We start from the raw sequence: 16474 nt of genomic DNA, 5'->3' as shown, positions 1-16474 counted from the left end.
CTTGCCAGCTTACGTTCGCAGGTGTTCAGCCAACTCGGCCCGCGAATGGATGCCGAGCTTCGCGTAGACCTTGCGGAGGTGGTACTCGACGGTCTTCGGACTGAGGAACAGCCTGGCCGCGGCCTCCCGGATGCTCTGTCCATCGGCGAGCAGTACGGCGATCTGCCGCTCCTGCGGCGTCAGCTCATCCACTGTGCTCGGCACCCTGCGGCGTGCGGTCTCCCCTGTCGCCTTGAGCTCCGCAGCAGCCTGATCCGCCCAGTCGGCTGCGCCTAACGCGTCAAACGCCGCCACTGCCTCCCGCAACTGCAGTCGCGCATCCACCCGTCGCCGTTTGCGGCGCAGCCAACCGCCGTACGCCAACCGCGTCCGGGCCAGCTCAAACACATCCAGCGTCTCCGCATGCCACAAGAGCGCTCGCTCGAAGTCCGTCTCGCTCTCGTCGACCAGCGCACGTGCCCGCGCAGCCCGCGCGAGCGACCACGGCTGCCCCTTCGCCTCCGCGAGTACGGCGTACTCCCGGGCCGTCTCGTCCGCGTCGTCAGACCGCCCCAACCGCAGGTACACCTCGACCAGCTCCGGTGCCGGCGACAGGTCCGCATCCTTGAGCCCGTTGGCCAGCAGTACGTCGACCAGCGCCTCGTACTGCGGTAGCGCGCCAGCCGGATCGCCACGCCCCAACTCGAAGTCCCCAAGCGCGAACAGCGACCAGACCGTGCCCAGATGGATCTGCCGCTCGGTGCAGATCCGCAGAGCCTCCGCTGCGAGCGTCTGACACTCCACACGCCCCTGGTGCGCAGCCAACCAGGCCTGTCCGGCCAGATTCATCACCAGCTCGCTCGTCTGACCGGTCTCCCGGGACAGCCGGATCCCTTCGTCGTACGACGTCGCCGCGTCGGCCCACCGGTCCGTAGTGGCATCGTCACGAGCCAGCACGAACAGGAGGCCCGGCAGCGCGCCCAGAGCAACCTCCTCACGCCGTTCGAGCATGACCTGCTGCAGCATCGCCCGACCGGCGCCGCTCTGCCGCAGGAACAGCACGGCGAGCACCATCCACACCTGCCTGCGCCGGTCCCGATCCAGCTCGTCCGTGGGCGCCAAAGCGATCGCCGTACGGATCTGACTGGTCCCGCCCTGGCCGGCCAGGATCTTGGCGACCCCACTCGCCAGCATGCCGATGATCCGCGGACCGGGTCGTTCGACGCTGGGCAGCAGCCGATCGATGTCGTGGGCCACCTCGAGGCCCGCAGCCGTGTCGCAGAGCCGAAAGCACGCACCTACCGCGTCGGCGAGCAGCACAGTGGCGACGGCCGGGTCCTCGCACTCGGCGGCAGCCGCGACCAGGATGTCGCGCGCCTGCGCCGGTGATCCACATTTGACCGCGATGTCCGCGCGGATCTCCTGCGCGCCGATCCGGACCGGCAGCGGCGGATCCAGGGACAGCGCATCGTCGAGCAGTGCGTCGGCCCAGTCGGCCAGGCCGGCCGACCACGCCGCCTCACCTGCGGCGACCAAGCGCAGCGCCCGATCCTGCACTCCCTCGCTGAGGCGCGCCGCACGTTCAAGGGCAGTCGCTGCGACCGCGTGTGCGCCACGATCGGTCGCATGGTCGGCCGCGACCACCAATCCGGCCGCCACCTCGTCGTCCGTACCCAGCACCGCCTCTGACAGGTGCCAGGCGCGCCTGTCCTGGTCCGGCGTGACCCGAGCCACGGCCCGGTGCACAGTACGACGCTCTGCGGGCTCAGCACTCGTATAGATCGCCGAACGGACCAGTGCATGCCGAAACTGCACCTCACCGTCGCGAATGGCCACCAGCCCAGCCGACTCGGCCTCTTCCAGCACTGCGACCGCTACGTCGAGCACTTCGCACGCTCTAGCCACTGCGCCGAGTTCGCAGTCGTCGACCGCAGCCACCAGCAGTGCCGTCCGCGCATCCGCACTGAGCCGGTTTGCCCTGGCAATAAAGGCGTCCACGAGCAGAGCCGGAACAGGAAACGGTACGCCGGGCGGCATCCGGTGGAGCTGGTCTGGATCGTCGGCAAGCTCCAGCAACGCCAGTGGGTTGCCCGCGACAGTCTGGTGCAGCCTTTCGACCAGGTCGCCCGGAAGGTGGTGGACGATCTGCCGGGCCGCGTCCAGCGTCAGTCCGTCGAGCTGGAGGGTCGGAAGATCCGCATCGGCCAGTGGATGCGGCTCATGCGTGCGGGCTGCGATCAACAGCACGATGGGGTCAGCCACCAAGCGCCGCGCCGCGAACAGCAGGGCTTCTGCGGACGGACGATCCAGCAGGTGTGCGTCGTCGATGATCAGCGCGAGTGGTGCCTCTTCGGCGTACCGGCAGATCAGGCTGAGTGTGGCCGCACCGACGGCGAAGCGATCGGCCGGAATGTCCGGACCGCCTTGGAGCGCCAGTGCGGTCGCGAGTGCCGCCTGTTGTGGGCCGGGAATGCGGTCGAGGTTTGCGAGGGCTGGACGGAGTAGCTGGAGCAATGCGCCGAAAGGGATCTCCCGCTCGGCCTCCGTGCCACGAGCTCGTAGAACTCGCAGTCCGCCGGCATGAGCCGCCGCCTGGTCGAGGAGAGCGGTTTTGCCGATGCCGGCTTCGCCGGTGACGAGCAGCACGCCGGCGGCACCGACCCGCGCCCCCGCGACCAGTTGCTCGATCACCCGGCGCTCCGTCTCCCGCCCGATGAGCATGTTCCGCAGTGTGCACCAGGTGACCCACCTGATGCGACGGTCGAGCGCGCCTACCTACGTTCGGCGTACAGAAGGGCACGAAAACCTAGGGGGAACAAAGCAAATGACTGTTGCAATCGATGGCGACAAGCTGATGGGTTTCGTCTTCCGGGCAGTGGACGAGGTGGGGGCAACGTTGAACGCGGCTCTGGTCGTGATGGGCGATCGCCTCGGCTATTACCAGACACTGGCCGACCACGGCGCGACCACTCCGGCCGAGCTGGCCGAGCGGACCGGCACCAGCGAGCACTACACCCGCGAATGGCTCAACGCACAGGCAGCAGGCGGCTTCGTCGAGTACGACGCGGAGTCCGGCCGCTACACGCTGCCGCCCGAGCAGACCGTTGCGATGACCGACCCGAACAGTCCGGCGTACCTGCCAGGCTTCTTCCAGATCGCGCTGGGCACGATCCAGCACACCACGCAGACGATCGAGGCGGCCCGCAGTGGCGCCGGTATCGGATGGCACGAGCACACGTCCGACGTACACGTCGGTTGTGAGCGCTTCTTCCGGCCGTCGTACAACGCGAATCTGCTGCCGAGCTGGTTGCCCGCGCTTGAAGGTGTCGTGGCCAAGCTGGAGCGCGGTGCGACGGTGGCCGACATCGGCTGCGGCCACGGCTCGTCCACGATCCTGATGGCGTCGGCGTTCCCGCAGTCCAGCTTCGTCGGATCGGACTACCACCAGGAGTCGATCGAGACGGCGCGGTTGCGAGCAGCCGAGGCAGGTGTCGACGACCGCGTCCGGTTCGAGGTAGCGCCGGCGACCGAATTCAGCGGAACCGGCTATGACCTGGTCACGACCTTCGACGCGCTGCACGACATGGGTGACCCGGTCGGTGCGGCCCGGCATGTCCGGGACGCACTGGCACCGGACGGCACCTGGATGCTGGTCGAACCGATGGCCGGCGATCACGTCGAGGACAACCTCAACCCGGTCGGTCGCGCGTACTACGGCTTCTCCACGTTGCTCTGTACGCCGGCATCGCTCTCGCAGCCGGTAGGCCTGGCACTCGGGACGCAGGCCGGTCCGGCCCGGATCCAGGACGTCACGACGGCAGCCGGGTTCACCCGGTTCCGCACGGTCGCGCAGACGCCGTTCAACCTGGTGTTCGAAGTTCGGCCTTGACAATCAGTTAACCAATTGGTGAAGTGTTGGCGTGCTGACGTCGACCTTCGGAGCGCTCGCGGACCCGACCCGGCTGGCCATTGTCGGCCGGCTGAGCCGGGGCGACGCGACGATGGGCGAGCTCGCCGAGCCGCACCGGATCACCTTGCCGGCGATGACCAAGCACGTGGGGGTGCTGGTCGACGCCGGCTTGGTGAGCCGGCGGAAGGTCGGCCGGACCGTGGTCTGCACGATCCGGCCCAAGGCCTTCGCCGAGGTCGAGGAGTGGCTCGGCGACCTCACGTCGTACTGGAACAGCGCCGTGGACCGATTGGAAGAACTGTTGCGAGAGGACGACCGTGGACGCTGAGATCCGGATCGACCGAGTGCTGCCGGCAACGATCGGGCGGGTGTACGACGCCTGGACCCGGGCCGACCTGCTCGCCCGGTGGTACTGCCCGAATCCGGCCTTGGAACTGAAGGTCCAGGCCGACGTCCGGGTCGGCGGCGACTACGTCGTCGAGATGGGACCGCATGTTGTCCGCGGCACCTATCTCGAGGTCGAGCCGCCCCACCGGCTGACGTTCAGCTGGAAGTGGGACGGCACCGACGACGAACCAACCAAGGTCGAGGTCGAGCTGTCCGAGGTCGCCGACGGCACCCGCATGCTGCTCACCCACACCGGGTTCGCCGACGCCGAGGATGCCGCGAACCACCAGCTGGGCTGGGACCCGGAGGTGCTCCGACTGGTCGAACTGCTCAGCGTTCGGCAGCCCGACCCCGCAGCCGATCGAGGCTGATCACCAGTACGACGGTTGCCACCAGCAACACCACGGCCTCGGCCGCCGCGGTGAAGGCCTGACCCCTGTCGGTCAACGCGAAGATGCTGACCGGCAGGGTCCGCCACGATGCCGGGTAGACCATGATCGTGGCACCCACCTCACCCATCGAGAGCGCGACCGACAGTCCGGCCGCGGACGAGATTGCCGGCAGCAGCATCGGCAGTCGGATCCGCCACAGCACCCGCGCCGGTGATGCGCCCAGCGATGCCGCGACGTCGGCGTACGACGGATCGATCCGTTGCAGTGCGGCGCCGACCGTTCCGTAGCTGAAGGCAACCATCAGGACGAGGTGCGCGATCACCACGATCCACTTCGTGCCGTTGAGCAGGATCGGTTGCCGGGAGAACGCAACCAATAGGCCGAGGCCGACCACGACGGACGGTACGGCGATGGGCAGGTTGTGCAGCGCGTCCGCGACGCGAGCCCATCGGCTCTCGTGCGCGGCCAGCACACCCCAGGTGCCGACCGTCACCGCCAGCAGCCCACCGAGGAACGCAGTCTGCAGACTCACCGACAACGAGGCCAACTCGTCACCCGACAAGGCCTCGCGGAGATGAGTCCCGGTCGGATCCGACGGCAGTACGCCGTTCCACGAGCCGGCGAACGCGGCCGCGATCACCACCAGAAACGGCGCGAGGACGAGGATCCCGAACACCAGGGCGAACGCGGTCCAGGTGACCGCCTTCCCCGTTCTAGTCCAGACGAGCACGACGACCTCCGAGTGCCGTTCGCAGTACGGCGTACAGGCCGAGCGACAATGCGATCTGTACGACGGCGATCACGCAAGCGCCCGGGTAGTCGAACATCACGATGCCCTTCGTGTGCACGAGCATCGGCAGTGTGGTCGTGCCTTTCGCACCGAGGAACAGCACGATGCCGAACTCGTTGAGGGTCAACAGCAACGTCAGACTGCCGCCGGCAACCAGCGCCGGCCGAACCTCCGGCAGCACGATCTGCCGCAGCACCCGCCACGGTCCGGCACCCAGACTGGCTGCGACCTCGAGCTGGGCTCGTGGCAACCGACTCATTGCCGCCAGCAACGGGCGCATCACGAACGGCGTGTAGAAGGTGACCTCGGCCAGGACGACCGCCCACGGCGAAGTCAGGAACCCACCGGCCCGCAGGATCCCGGTGGAGCCGTAGATGAAGGTGAACGACAACGCCACCAGGAACGACGGCAGCGCGAGCATCGTGTCGACCAGACCGGCAACAACTCGCGCGCCGGGAAAGTACACGAAGCTGATCACGACGGCCAGGAACGTTCCGACCACCAAGCACCCGGCGGTCGAGCTCACTGCGATCTGCACGGTTCGCACCAGCGCGTCCCGGAACTCTGCGGACCCGATGACCGCGCCCCAGGCCGGAACAGACTGCACGGCCACGAGAACCAACGGGTAGACAACCAATGTGCCGATCAACAGCAACGGCGGCAGCAGCCACAACGATCTGGCGTCGCGATGCTTTTGATTGCTGATAGCAACAGGTGCCGTCAGCGCCTCGACCGCCATCAGCGCGTCTCCGCCGGAACCAGACTGCACGCCTCCGCCGGCAACACCACAGACACCGGCGATCCGAGCTCCGGCACCCGGCCGTCCGCCGGTAGGTCGATCCGCACCGGCACGTCCGGCAGACCATCGATCATGCAGGTGAGTTGATTCGAGGCCCCACGCCACTGGGCCGCGACCAACCGTCCGGGCAGTCCACCTTCAGCCAGCTTCACCGCATGCGGCCGGATGCACAGCAGCTCCTTGCCCGGCACCGCCTGAACACCGGGAAGCACGTGACCAGCAACCTTGATGCCGTCGCCGATAGGTTCCACCGGCAGCAGGTTGGCACCACCCAGGAATGACGCGGTGAAGGCTGACGGCGGAGCGGCGTACAACTCGGTGGCGGGCGCGATGTCGACCAGCCGCGCGTCCCGCATCACGGCGATCCGGTCCGCGAGCGCGAGCGCCTCGGACTGGTCGTGCGTGACGTAGACGATCGCGACGTCGGGCACCTCGCGACGAAGCTTCTGCAGTTCGCCAAGCATGTCCGCCCGCAGTTGCGCATCAAGCGCGGCCAGCGGTTCGTCGAGTAACAGGACCGGTGGCCGGATCGCGAGCGCCCGCGCGATCGCGACCCGTTGCTGCTGGCCCCCGGACAGTTCCCTCGGAAACCTCCGCGCGTACGCCGTCATGCCGACCATCTCGAGCATCTCGGCGACCCGCTGGGTCACCTCCGCCTTCGGTTTGCGGGCTGCCCGCAGACCGAAGGCGACGTTGTCGGCCACGCGCAGATGCGGGAACAGCGCGTACTGCTGGACCACCACCCCGATCCCCCGCTTGGCCGGCGGGAGATCGGTGACGTCTTGACCGGCCAGGCTGATCCGGCCGCGCGTCGGCCGAACGAAGCCGGCCACCGCCTTCAACGCGGTCGACTTGCCCGAGCCGGACGGCCCGAGCAGCGCGACCGTTTCACCTTTGGCGACGGTGAGGTCCAGCCCTTCCAGCGCGACCGTGCGGCCGAAGTGCACCGTCACGTCCTCGAGCTGGACAGTCATCCGACGGCCTTCGTGTACGCGGCGACGTCCGCGTCCAGGTCCGTGAGGACAGCACTCCAGTCGGCCTGCCAGACCTCAACTCCGGTCATCGCCTTCTGGACCGAGGCGAAGTTCGCGTCGGTCGGCTTCACGTCGTCGCGGGCCGGAGTCCCGTACGCATCGCTCGAGACGGTCTGCTGTGCGTCGGTGGAGAGCAGGTAGTCCATCAACTGCTTGCCCCCATCGGCGTTCGGAGCGCCCGCGGTCAGACCCATCACATAGGGAAGCCCGAGGGTGGTCTTCTTGCCGTCCTGACCGGTCGGGAAGAACACCCTGAATGCAGATTTGTCGACAGCGATCGACGCGAGGTTCATCTGGATGTCGCCGTTCGCGACCAGGAGTTCGCCCTTGCTGACCTTCGGCTGCAGCTTGCCGGTCGACGCGGACGGCCCGACGTTGCTGGCTTCCAGCTTCTTCAGGTAGTCAAGCGCACCCTGCTTGCCGAGCAGGTGTTGCAGCAGGATCAGGACCGCGGTGCCGTCACCGGCCTGGCCCGGGGTCGAGTACTGCAGCTTTCCCTTGAAGCGCGCGTCGAGCAGGTCGTCGAAGGTCTTCGGCGTACCCGCCTTCTGGTTGGCGATGAAGCACAGGTAGTTGTCCACGACCGCCACGTAGTCGTCACCCTTGACGCCCTGCACGTGGTCGCTGCCAGGTACGTCGTACTTCTGCAGGAGGCCGTCCTTGGACGCCTTCTGGATGAACGGCGGCAGCGTGACGAGGACGTCGGCCTGCGGGTTGGACTTCTCCTTCTGCAGCCGCGACACCACCTCACCGGAACCGGCCTCGACCGTCTGGACCTTGATCCCGGTCTTCTGGGTGAACGCGTCGAAGCGAGTCTTGTACCAGTCGGCCAGACCGTCCGCGGTGTAGACGGTCACGGTCTTCGTTCCGTCGGTGGTGGAAGCGGCGCCGGTGCCACCACAGGCAGCGGTACCGGCGAGCAGCAGGGTGGCGGCGAGCAGGATCTTGAGTGCCTTCACTTCTCCAGCTTTCGATCGAGGAGCAGGCCGGGCAGGTCCCGGACCGACTCGAGAACGTGCGTGGCGCCGGCGGCAGCGAGCTGTTGCTTGCCGTGGGCACCGGTGAGGACGCCGGCCACGATCCCGGCACCGGCCCGGATCCCCGTCGTCATGTCGTAGGCGGTGTCGCCGGCCACGGCCACGTTGGCGACCGCGTCGGCTTGGAGGTCGAGCAGGGCCTTGAGGACCATGTCCGGGTACGGTCTGCCGCGGCCCGCCTGTGCCGGGCAGAGAGTGAGGTCGGCCAGGTCTTCCCAGCCGAGGGCGGACAGGATTCGGTGTTGGGTGGTCTCGGCGAAGCCGGTGGTGAGGCAGACCTTGATGCCTTCGGCTTTCAGTTGCCTGATCGCGTCTTCGGCGCCGTCGATCGGGCTGCAATGCCCCTCGTCGACGAGGCTTGCATAGGCGGTCTCGAAGGCCTTGTTCGCCTGCTGTGCGGTGTCTTCGGTCTCGACCAGTGCATGGAAGACGGTGATCTTCGACTCGCCCATGGTGGCGCGCACGTAGTCGATCATGCGGTCGTACTCCGGCATACCCTGATCGATGCCCTGGGCACCTATCGCCGCGGTGAAGGCCCGTTCCACGAGCCCGTCGTCGGTGACCGTCGTACCTGCCATGTCGAGCACGGCCAGCTGGATCATGAGTGCTCCTCGAAGGTCTGCTCGGCGATGGCCGGTGCCATGGTCATCCCGCGACCGCCCGGACCGGTGACCAGGTGGACGCCGGCGGCGAGCTCGCGGCGGAGGACGACCTCGTCGTTGGTCGTCTGGGAGTACACGCCGGCCCAGCGGCGGACGATCTTCGGCAACGACCGGCCGAGGATCCGCTCCGCCGTCTCCTGGAGGTAGTCGTACGAGTCCGTCTGTACGTCGAAGCCGAACGGCTCGGCGTACTCGTGGGTGTCGCCGATCGTCAGCCCGCCGTGCGTGCGCTGGACCATCAGCAACTGCATGGCGTTGTCCGCGGCAACAGTTGCCTGCGGCTCCAGTTCTTGCACGGCAGGACCTGTGTACGCCGGGTAGTAGCGGAAGCTGTCCGCGTCCGCGACGGCGGTGGAGAGAGTGTCGTCGAGCGGCGCCGTCTGCAGCATCTGCAGGCGAACCCGGCGGACCGGAAGGTCCTGCGTCAGCTCGCGGATCAGGCCGCTGTGCCAGGCACCGGTGCAGAGCAGGATCAGATCACCGTGGTGAGTTTCCTGGTGATCGTCGACAATCCGACCGGACTCGACTGCCCGCACCTCCCTCCCACCTCGGAACTCGTAGCGGCCACTCTTGGCCAGCTCGTCGCGCAAGGCCGCGAGCACTTCGCGCGGCTCGACGATCGCGTCCCGGTCGCACCAGAGCGCACCTTGCAGCTCACCCTTCAACACCGGGTTGCGGTCACGCGTCTGTTCCGCATCCAGGACCTGAAACCCGCGCTTGGTGGCGTCCGGCCGGGCGGCGGCCTCCTTCGCGACCGCGAGTTCGGCCTCGGTACGGCAGACCGTGAGCGATCCGGCCGGCCGGAAGCTGATCCCAGGCACCTGCTCCCAGAGGTCCCGGGCGCGTTGCGCGAGTTCGATCTCGGCACCGTCGGCCCGGCCGCTGACCCAGACCAGGCCGAAGTTCCGCACACTGGCGCCGCGCGCCTCCAGCTCACGTTCCACCTGCAGCACTTCGTGCCCTCGCCGTACCGCCTCCCAGGCGTGCATCGTGCCGAGCACTCCACCACCGACCACAACCACCCGCACGGGCGTCTCCCTCGCTTGATGTGACTCCAAGATTGGTCCGGACCAATGAAGAGAACGTGCGGGGAGATCGACCGGCGGGTGAACCGCCAGGAAACAGTTACTAGGTGCGTATTAGGGACGCAGGGTGGCGCGGAAGCCGACGCGGTCGCCGCGGAACAGGGATCGGACCGCCTCGATCGGCTCACCGTCCGTATCGCGGCTGGTCCGGTGCAGGAGCAGCATCGGCAGCGATTGCGTGGCCTTCAGCAGCTCGGCCTCGCGGGGTGTGGCGATCACGGTCTCGACCAGTTCCTCGCCCTCACCGAACCGCACGCCGAGCTCGTCGGTCAGGCACCGGTACAGCGATCCCGTCGGCTGCAACACCTCACGCAGGGTCGGAAAGCGCTTCGTGGACAGGTACGTCGTCTCGAGCCCGATCGGCTGCCCGTCCGCGAGCAACACCCGCTCCAGCCGATGCACCGGCTCACCTTCGCCGACCTTCAACTGCCCCGCGAGTACGACGTCTGCCGCGATCTCGTCGAACACCACCAGCTCGCGGCTCGGCGTGTGCCCCTGCGCGCGGAGCGCCTCGGTGTAACTCACCAGCGCCAGCGGCTGCACCAGCTTCGGCGTCGCGACGAACGTGCCCTGCCCCTGCCGGGCTCGCAACCGGCCGTCCGCGATCAGCTCGCGGATCGCCTGCCGCATCGTCCAGCGGGAGACCCCGAACTCCTTGGCCAGCACCCGCTCCGGCGGCAGCGCCGCGCCCTCCCCCAGCCGCTCCACCACCTCGATCAACCGGGTCTTGACCACGAAATGCAGCGGCACACTCACCCGACCGACTCTAGACGAGCGCGGGTCCCGTTCCCCTGTTGTTGCCCCGGACAAAAGTCGAGCCCCGGGCGGTAACCCGGGGCTCAGGCGGACGGATGGACAGGTGTGGCTGACTTCAGCTGCCGGACTTGCGCCGGAACTGGCGCTTCTGCTTGTCGTTGTGCGCCTCGCCGACACCCTCGCGCTTGTTCCCGGATCCCGGGTGCGCGTGGTTGCCCGCGTTCTTCTTCTCGAGCGCTTCACGGAACTTCTTCTGCAGATCGTCCGCCGGCTTGCTGGACTTGTCGCTCATACCGTCTCCTTCACAAACCGTCAGGCGTACGAACCAAAGCTAACGAACTGTGACCATAACCCGCGACTGGAATTCCGCTGACGGCGGCGCTCAGGCGTGGACAGCGTCCGCACGGCGGGACTGTTCGGCGCGGACGCGGTAGCGGTAGCGCAGCGGCGACTCGCCGACCTCCCGCTTGAACGCGGTGCTGAACGCACCCTCCGACCCGTACCCGAGCTCGACCGCCAGTTCCCCGACCCGGACATCGCCGACCCGGACATCGCCGTCCCGGAGCGCGCGCTGGGCGAGCAGCATCCGCCAGTGGCTGAGATATGCGAGCGGTGGCATCCCGGCCACGGTCCGGAACCGCTCGGCGAACGACGTACGCGCGGAGCACTTCGAGCAGAAGGAGCTGGCCATGTTGCCGGCTCGCGAAGGCGGAGCCCATCCGGTTTCCGGTCACCTCGTCGAACAGCCGGTGCAGGCTGCCGCGCAGGTTCGCCGTCCCGGCCGACTCGCGGACGTGACCCACCGGCGGGAGCGCCTGCAGGAGCAACGCCCGGCCGGCCGGGTTCAGGTCGACGTGACCTCCGACGACGATGTCGTCCCCGCCGACTTGGCGCAGCGAGGCGAAGTCCGGGTCCGGCTCAACCTCGCGCGGCAGCCCGTCGCCAATCCCACCTTCGAGCCGCAGCCACGAGCGACCGTTCAGGATCGCCACGTCGCCCGCCTCCAGCTCGATCGGCCCATCAATGCCATCCGTGGTCAGCCTCGCCCGCCCGGACACCATCGCGATGAACTTCAGCCCCGCGAACTTCGCGATGGGACTGATCGACGAATCCGGCCGGCCGATCATCGACCCCGAACGGGAGAAGAAGACCGCGCAGCAGGGCGCCAGTACGACGGTCTTCGCCGCGACCAGCCCACTGCTCGCCGACATCGGTGGTGTCTACCTGAGGAACAACGACATCTCGGCCCTCGACGAGGACCCGCAACCGATCGTCTTCGGCACCGAGGAGGTCATCACGACGGACGTCGTCGCGTACGCCGTCGACCCGGAGTCGGCCCAGCGGCTCTGGGACCTGAGCGAGCAACTCATCAAGGCCTAGGCGGCAATTGGGGTGCGGTGACCTGAGGGGACCCGGATACTGCTGGGCGTGGCGATGCATGCTGGGCAGTTGGACGTGACGACGGAGCTGGTGACGGGGCTGGTTCAGTCGCAGTTCCCCGAGTGGAGCGAGTTGCCGATCCGGGTGGTGCCGTCTCCTGGGACCGTCAACGCATTGTTCCGGATCGGCACCGAGCTCGTCGCGCGGTTCCCGATCCTGCCCGGCGATCCAGCTGAGATCCGCAAAGAGCTCGAGGACGAGGCCGACGCAGCGCGCCGGTTGCGGACGATGTCGCCGTACCCGACGCCTGCACCGGTCGCGATCGGCGCGCCCGGCCTCGGCTACCCGTTGCCCTGGGCCATCAACACCTGGCTGGACGGTAAGAACGCGTACGACGTGGACGTTGCCGGATCGACCGCATTCGCTGAGGATCTGGGCCGGTTCGTGCTTGCGTTGCGGGCGGCACCGACCGAGGGACGGGTGTTCACCGGCACCTGGCGCGGCGGCGTACTGACGTCACAGGACGAGTACGTCGGCGACGGGCTGGAGCGCAGTCGCGGCATGATCGATGTCGACGCCCTGGCTCGCTTGTGGGCCGAGCTGCGTACGACGCCGCGCACCGAACCGGACGCCTGGACGCATCGTGACCTGATGCCGGGCAACCTGCTCGTGGCGGACGACCGCTTGGCCGGAGTCATCGATGTCGGCACGTTCACCGTCTCGGACCCGGCGATGGATCTCCAGCCGGCCTGGAATCTCCTCGACCCTGCCGCGCGATCGGTGTTCAGGGCAACGATCGGCAGTGACGAGGACGAGTGGCGCCGCGGGATGGGCTGGGCGCTCGCCCAGGCGGTCGGATGCCTCTGGTACTACGTCGAGACCAACCCGGTCATGTCCCGCACCGCCCACCACACGTTGACCGCGTTGCTCACAGCCGCGTAGCAACGAACACGAACTCCTTACCCGGCCGATCCGGCGCCTCGCGCACTTCGTCGACGCGGAACCCAGGGAGCTCGACCTCGTCCCGCTCGCGGAACCACAGCGTCGAATCCGACGTGAACACGGCGCCGTCGGACTCGAAGACATACGTGCCCCGGAAGGACACGTACGGCAACTCCACGCCGGTCAACTCACCCCAGGTCTCGACCGACTCACCGTTCACCGTCTTGACCTCGCGAGTGTTCTCGCGCGTCCACTGCCCCCATTCCTCCCACACTCGATGCGCGGGATCCCGCGTCTCGAACACGAACCGCCCACCTGGCTTCAAGGCCTCGCGTACGCCGGCCACCGTCGCCAACCAGTCGTCATTGGTCAGGAACACCTGCGCCACGTTGCCCGTCATCACCGCCAGGTCGACCTGGAGTGGCGGCAAGCTCGTCGCGTCACCGTGGATCCACCGCACCCGATCGGCGTACTCCTTGCCCTTGGCAACCTCCAGTGACGCCTCGGCCGGATCGACACCGACCACATCGACGCCCTGGCCCGCCATCAGGCAGGCGAACTCACCGGTCCCGCAACCCACATCCAAGATGTGGCGGGCACCGAACTCCGTCACCATCGCGGCATAGTGCTCCAGATCGCTGCGATCCGAGTCGAACGCGTCGTAGACCGCCGCCAACCGGGGCTGCCCGAACTTTGCATCAACCATCCCGCGACGCTAGCCCGGGTACGCGGTCCGCCGCGACTGCATTTACGACGTGGCACCGGTATAGCGGCGCAGCCCCGCCTGCCATGCCAGCCTGGCCAGCACCGCAGCACCACCCGCCGCCGCCACTCCAGCCACCAGCACCCCGGCCCGCGGCCCACGCAGCAGCGCAGTGGTGGGGACCGAGGCGATCAGGGCCATCGGGAACACGTAGGTCAGCAGGACCCGGATCGGCCGCGCGAAGACGTCGATCGGATAGCGGCCGAGCTGCCAGGCCGAGTGGTAGAACACGTCGAGCTGCAACTTCGGCGCCCAGAACGCGAGGCACGCCAGTAGCACACTGAGCGCCCAGGTCACCACCACCGCTGCGACCAGCAGCAAGAGCCAACCCAGTACGCCGGTGAGACTCGGCGGCTCGTCAGCGATCCCGATCCCCCAGCCGAGTACGCCGATCCCCAGCACGAACTGGATCAAGGCCAGCGGCGACGACAGCGACAGGCTCGCCAGGAACAAACTCGATGCCGGCTGCAACAAATACCCGTCGAGCTTGCCGTTGCGGATCCCGGTGTCGGGGAACCAGGACAGATTCGGATCGATGAACGCCGCCCGCAGTCCGGTGATCAGCTGGTACGTGCCGATCAGGACCAGGAACTCCGCCTTCGACCACCCCGCCAGCGTGTCGGCCCGGGTGAACAGGATCAGGACGGCGGCGATCGCCGTACCCAGACCGGTGAACGCGAGCAGCACGTCGAAGACGAGGTTGATCCGGAACGCGACGCTTCGCCGTAGCGACATCGAGAACCCTGCACCGAACAGTCTCAGCAGCTTCACGATCCCACCGCCGTGTACCGCCGTACGCCCGCTCGCCAGACCGCGGAGACGATGACCACGAGTAACACCACCCAGACGAGTTGATACCCGAGCGCGCCGGCCAGTGAGCCGCCGTCCCGGGTGCCGGCCGCGATCTCGGCCGGGAGACCGTTCATGCCGTAGAACGGCAGGACCCGCGCGATCCGGCGCAAGGCATCCGGCAGCACGTTGATCGGTGCCGCCGTACCGCCGAAGAGGAAGATCAGCTGGCCGCCGAAGCCCACGACCGCGTGCACGCGATCGGTCCAGAACGCGGTCAGCGACAAGAGGAATGTCCACAAGAAGACAAGCGCGGCGGCAAGGATCACGCACGGCAGACTGAGTACGACGGACCTCCAGTCGAAGCCTGCATGCAGCGAGAAGCCGGTCAGCAGCACGATCGGCGCACCGAGGAGAGTCAGCCACGCGCGGATCGCGAGGTTCTCGCCGAGTACGCCGATCACCACAGGCTGCGGGCGGAGAAGTTCGTGGCTGAGGGTTCCGTCGTAGATCCGCTCGGAGAAGGTGTGCTGCTCGAACGACTCGGTCATCAACGTGACCAGGATGATCGCGACGTAGTACCGCGCGATCGCCGGGTCGTCCGGGTAGACCGCGGACCAGACGAACAGTCCGATCAGCGGTGCGATCACGGCTTGGATGACGAGCGTGAGCAGGAACCACCAGGCGCCGGACCAGTCCAGCACCTGCTGACGGATGCGGAATCCGAGCAGGACCGTGGTTCTCATCGCAGCCCTTCCCGGTACGCCCGGTCGATGACCTTCTCCAGCGGTGGTTCCTCGACGGACAGATCGACGACGTCGAGAGCCTGCAGCAATCGCCCGGTCGTCTGCGCGACCTCGTCCCGCGGGACTCGCAGCACCCATTGACCGTCCGAGGATTCGATCACCTCACCGAACTCCTCCGGGTTGCCGTCGCCGCGGGCCGAGATCCGGATCAGCTTGTACGGCGACAACCGTGCGGACAGCTCCGCGAGTGGTCCGTCGTACTTGACGTGGCCTTGATCGATCAGAATCAACCGTGGACACAACGACGCGACATCGGCCATGTAGTGGCTGGTCAGCAACACGGTCGCGCCGGTCTGGCGCACATAGTCGGCGACGAACTCGCGGATCTGCGTCCCCGCGGTGACGTCGAGCCCGATCGTCGGCTCGTCGAGGAACAACACCTCCGGGCGATAGATCAGCGCCATCGCGAGCCCGATCCGCATCCGCTCGCCCAGACTCAGCGCGCGCAGTTGCCGCTCGAGGAGTGGGCCCAGCTTGAGGAGTTCTTCGAGTTCGGTGAGCGTACGGCGGTACTCCGGGCGCGGGACGTCGTACAACAGGCGCTGGTACTCGAGTGAGTCGAGCACGGTCAGCTCCTGCGAACCGCCGACGGGCTGGCTGCCGCGGACGAACGCGATCCGGGTGAGGAAGCCGGACCTGCGCTGCCACGGGATGTTGTTGAGCACGCGGACGTCGCCGCTGGTCGGGTGCAGGATCCCGGACAGGATCTTCATCGTGGTGGTCTTGCCGGCGCCGTTCGGCCCGATGAAGCCGACGACCTCACCCGGCGCGATCGTGAACGACACCTGATCGAGTGCCTGGACGATGCGGTACTCACGGCGTACGAGGGAGGTCAGGGCTGCCCGCAGGCCGCCTTTGCGAACCGGGGCCTTGTAGGACATGGACAGCTGGTCGACCTCCACGACAGTCATGGAGCGACCGTAGGAAGAAAAGACGCCAGCTGATGGCTTATTTACCTGGCAT

19 protein-coding genes and 1 pseudogene are annotated in these 16474 nt (G+C 67.6%); 5 read left to right on the top strand and 15 right to left on the bottom strand.

Going from position 1 to position 16474, the window contains the following annotated elements; genetic code table 11:
• Positions 1 to 9 precede the first annotated feature (9 nt).
• Complete coding sequence (locus tag AB0L70_RS33435; protein ID WP_363690788.1) at positions 10 to 2700, bottom strand: AAA family ATPase; 2691 nt, start codon at positions 2698 to 2700, stop codon at positions 10 to 12.
• A gap of 103 nt (positions 2701 to 2803) precedes the next feature.
• Between AB0L70_RS33435 and AB0L70_RS33430 the strand changes: the two genes are divergently transcribed.
• The 3 genes from AB0L70_RS33430 to AB0L70_RS33420 are packed head-to-tail and all read left to right on the top strand — an operon-like array spanning position 2804 to position 4647.
• Complete coding sequence (locus tag AB0L70_RS33430) at positions 2804 to 3868, top strand: class I SAM-dependent methyltransferase (protein ID WP_363690787.1); 1065 nt, start codon at positions 2804 to 2806, stop codon at positions 3866 to 3868.
• Positions 3869 to 3899: 31 nt separating this feature from the next.
• Positions 3900 to 4217 carry a metalloregulator ArsR/SmtB family transcription factor gene (locus AB0L70_RS33425; protein ID WP_363690786.1) on the top strand — a complete coding sequence of 106 codons (318 nt, stop codon included), beginning with the start codon at positions 3900 to 3902 and terminating at the stop codon, positions 4215 to 4217.
• Entirely contained in the window at positions 4207 to 4647 is a 441-nt protein-coding gene (locus AB0L70_RS33420; RefSeq protein ID WP_363690785.1) for an SRPBCC domain-containing protein, read from the top strand. Before AB0L70_RS33425 ends, AB0L70_RS33420 begins: the two co-directional genes overlap by 11 nt.
• On the opposite strand, the gene AB0L70_RS33415 is transcribed toward AB0L70_RS33420, so the two are convergent.
• The 10 genes and pseudogenes from AB0L70_RS33415 to AB0L70_RS33370 form a co-directional block, all read right to left on the bottom strand.
• Positions 4607 to 5398, bottom strand: a complete 792-nt coding sequence (locus AB0L70_RS33415) for an ABC transporter permease subunit (protein ID WP_363690784.1) — start codon at positions 5396 to 5398, stop codon at positions 4607 to 4609. The two genes, AB0L70_RS33420 and AB0L70_RS33415, sit on opposite strands and share 41 nt — an antisense overlap.
• On the bottom strand, positions 5382 to 6227 hold the full coding sequence (locus AB0L70_RS33410; protein WP_363690783.1) for a 2-aminoethylphosphonate ABC transporter permease subunit: 846 nt from the start codon (positions 6225 to 6227) through the stop codon (positions 5382 to 5384). Before AB0L70_RS33410 ends, AB0L70_RS33415 begins: the two co-directional genes overlap by 17 nt.
• Positions 6197 to 7231, bottom strand: a complete 1035-nt coding sequence (locus AB0L70_RS33405; protein WP_363690782.1) for an ABC transporter ATP-binding protein — start codon at positions 7229 to 7231, stop codon at positions 6197 to 6199. The genes AB0L70_RS33410 and AB0L70_RS33405 overlap by 31 nt, the downstream gene beginning before the upstream one ends.
• Positions 7228 to 8250 (bottom strand): 2-aminoethylphosphonate ABC transporter substrate-binding protein, encoded by a 1023-nt coding sequence (locus AB0L70_RS33400; RefSeq protein WP_363690781.1) that lies wholly within the window; start codon positions 8248 to 8250, stop codon positions 7228 to 7230. The genes AB0L70_RS33405 and AB0L70_RS33400 overlap by 4 nt, the downstream gene beginning before the upstream one ends.
• Positions 8247 to 8930, bottom strand: a complete 684-nt coding sequence (locus AB0L70_RS33395; RefSeq protein WP_363690780.1) for a phosphonatase-like hydrolase — start codon at positions 8928 to 8930, stop codon at positions 8247 to 8249. Before AB0L70_RS33395 ends, AB0L70_RS33400 begins: the two co-directional genes overlap by 4 nt.
• Positions 8927 to 10018: a TIGR03364 family FAD-dependent oxidoreductase gene (locus tag AB0L70_RS33390; protein WP_363690779.1), complete on the bottom strand. Its 1092-nt coding sequence runs from the start codon at positions 10016 to 10018 to the stop codon at positions 8927 to 8929. The genes AB0L70_RS33395 and AB0L70_RS33390 overlap by 4 nt, the downstream gene beginning before the upstream one ends.
• Before the next feature lie 111 nt (positions 10019 to 10129).
• Complete coding sequence (locus AB0L70_RS33385; protein ID WP_363690778.1) at positions 10130 to 10831, bottom strand: GntR family transcriptional regulator; 702 nt, start codon at positions 10829 to 10831, stop codon at positions 10130 to 10132.
• Between the two features lie 115 nt (positions 10832 to 10946).
• The gene (locus tag AB0L70_RS33380) at positions 10947 to 11123 is read right to left on the bottom strand and encodes a DUF5302 domain-containing protein (protein WP_363690777.1); all 177 of its coding nucleotides are present in this window, start codon (positions 11121 to 11123) and stop codon (positions 10947 to 10949) included.
• 90 nt (positions 11124 to 11213) lie between these two features.
• Complete coding sequence (locus AB0L70_RS33375; RefSeq protein WP_363690776.1) at positions 11214 to 11522, bottom strand: helix-turn-helix transcriptional regulator; 309 nt, start codon at positions 11520 to 11522, stop codon at positions 11214 to 11216.
• Positions 11523 to 11541: 19 nt separating this feature from the next.
• Positions 11542 to 11892 (bottom strand): annotated as a pseudogene (locus AB0L70_RS33370) (cupin domain-containing protein); the annotation flags it as partial.
• Between AB0L70_RS33370 and AB0L70_RS33365 the strand changes: the two are divergent.
• Entirely contained in the window at positions 11864 to 12211 is a 348-nt protein-coding gene (locus AB0L70_RS33365) for a hypothetical protein (protein WP_363690775.1), read from the top strand. The pseudogene AB0L70_RS33370 and the gene AB0L70_RS33365 sit on opposite strands and share 29 nt — an antisense overlap.
• A 54-nt stretch (positions 12212 to 12265) precedes the next feature.
• On the top strand, positions 12266 to 13153 hold the full coding sequence (locus AB0L70_RS33360) for an aminoglycoside phosphotransferase family protein (RefSeq protein WP_363690820.1): 888 nt from the start codon (positions 12266 to 12268) through the stop codon (positions 13151 to 13153).
• Here AB0L70_RS33360 and AB0L70_RS33355 read toward each other — a convergent pair.
• Genes AB0L70_RS33355 through AB0L70_RS33340 form a run of 4 tightly spaced genes read right to left on the bottom strand, consistent with a single transcriptional unit; the run spans position 13140 to position 16422 of the window.
• On the bottom strand, positions 13140 to 13859 hold the full coding sequence (locus AB0L70_RS33355) for a class I SAM-dependent methyltransferase (RefSeq protein WP_363690774.1): 720 nt from the start codon (positions 13857 to 13859) through the stop codon (positions 13140 to 13142). The genes AB0L70_RS33360 and AB0L70_RS33355 overlap by 14 nt on opposite strands.
• A gap of 42 nt (positions 13860 to 13901) precedes the next feature.
• On the bottom strand, positions 13902 to 14687 hold the full coding sequence (locus tag AB0L70_RS33350; protein ID WP_363690773.1) for an ABC-2 family transporter protein: 786 nt from the start codon (positions 14685 to 14687) through the stop codon (positions 13902 to 13904).
• Positions 14684 to 15451 carry an ABC-2 family transporter protein gene (locus AB0L70_RS33345; protein ID WP_363690772.1) on the bottom strand — a complete coding sequence of 256 codons (768 nt, stop codon included), beginning with the start codon at positions 15449 to 15451 and terminating at the stop codon, positions 14684 to 14686. The genes AB0L70_RS33350 and AB0L70_RS33345 overlap by 4 nt, the downstream gene beginning before the upstream one ends.
• Entirely contained in the window at positions 15448 to 16422 is a 975-nt protein-coding gene (locus AB0L70_RS33340) for an ATP-binding cassette domain-containing protein (RefSeq protein WP_363690771.1), read from the bottom strand. Before AB0L70_RS33340 ends, AB0L70_RS33345 begins: the two co-directional genes overlap by 4 nt.
• Positions 16423 to 16474: the final 52 nt, after the last annotated feature.

It is taken from the genome of Kribbella sp. NPDC051952, assembly GCF_040680855.1.
GTDB lineage: Bacteria > Actinomycetota > Actinomycetes > Propionibacteriales > Kribbellaceae > Kribbella.
Note: the sequence above shows the minus strand (reverse complement) of the source record. Positions and strands in the feature narration are given on the sequence as shown.

Excerpts from the sequence above, each read along its gene's own strand:
- AB0L70_RS33405 (WP_363690782.1), bottom strand. The coding sequence starts at position 7,231 with ATGACTGTCCAGCTCGAGGACGTGACGGTGCACTTCGGCCGCACGGTC.
- AB0L70_RS33435 (WP_363690788.1), bottom strand. The coding sequence starts at position 2,700 with ATGCTCATCGGGCGGGAGACGGAGCGCCGGGTGATCGAGCAACTGGTC.
- AB0L70_RS33345 (WP_363690772.1), bottom strand. The coding sequence starts at position 15,451 with ATGAGAACCACGGTCCTGCTCGGATTCCGCATCCGTCAGCAGGTGCTG.
- AB0L70_RS33375 (WP_363690776.1), bottom strand. The coding sequence starts at position 11,522 with ATGGCCAGCTCCTTCTGCTCGAAGTGCTCCGCGCGTACGTCGTTCGCC.
- AB0L70_RS33395 (WP_363690780.1), bottom strand. The coding sequence starts at position 8,930 with ATGATCCAGCTGGCCGTGCTCGACATGGCAGGTACGACGGTCACCGAC.
- AB0L70_RS33360 (WP_363690820.1), top strand. The coding sequence starts at position 12,266 with ATGCATGCTGGGCAGTTGGACGTGACGACGGAGCTGGTGACGGGGCTG.
- AB0L70_RS33340 (WP_363690771.1), bottom strand. The coding sequence starts at position 16,422 with ATGACTGTCGTGGAGGTCGACCAGCTGTCCATGTCCTACAAGGCCCCG.
- AB0L70_RS33380 (WP_363690777.1), bottom strand. The coding sequence starts at position 11,123 with ATGAGCGACAAGTCCAGCAAGCCGGCGGACGATCTGCAGAAGAAGTTC.
- AB0L70_RS33430 (WP_363690787.1), top strand. The coding sequence starts at position 2,804 with ATGACTGTTGCAATCGATGGCGACAAGCTGATGGGTTTCGTCTTCCGG.
- AB0L70_RS33355 (WP_363690774.1), bottom strand. The coding sequence starts at position 13,859 with ATGGTTGATGCAAAGTTCGGGCAGCCCCGGTTGGCGGCGGTCTACGAC.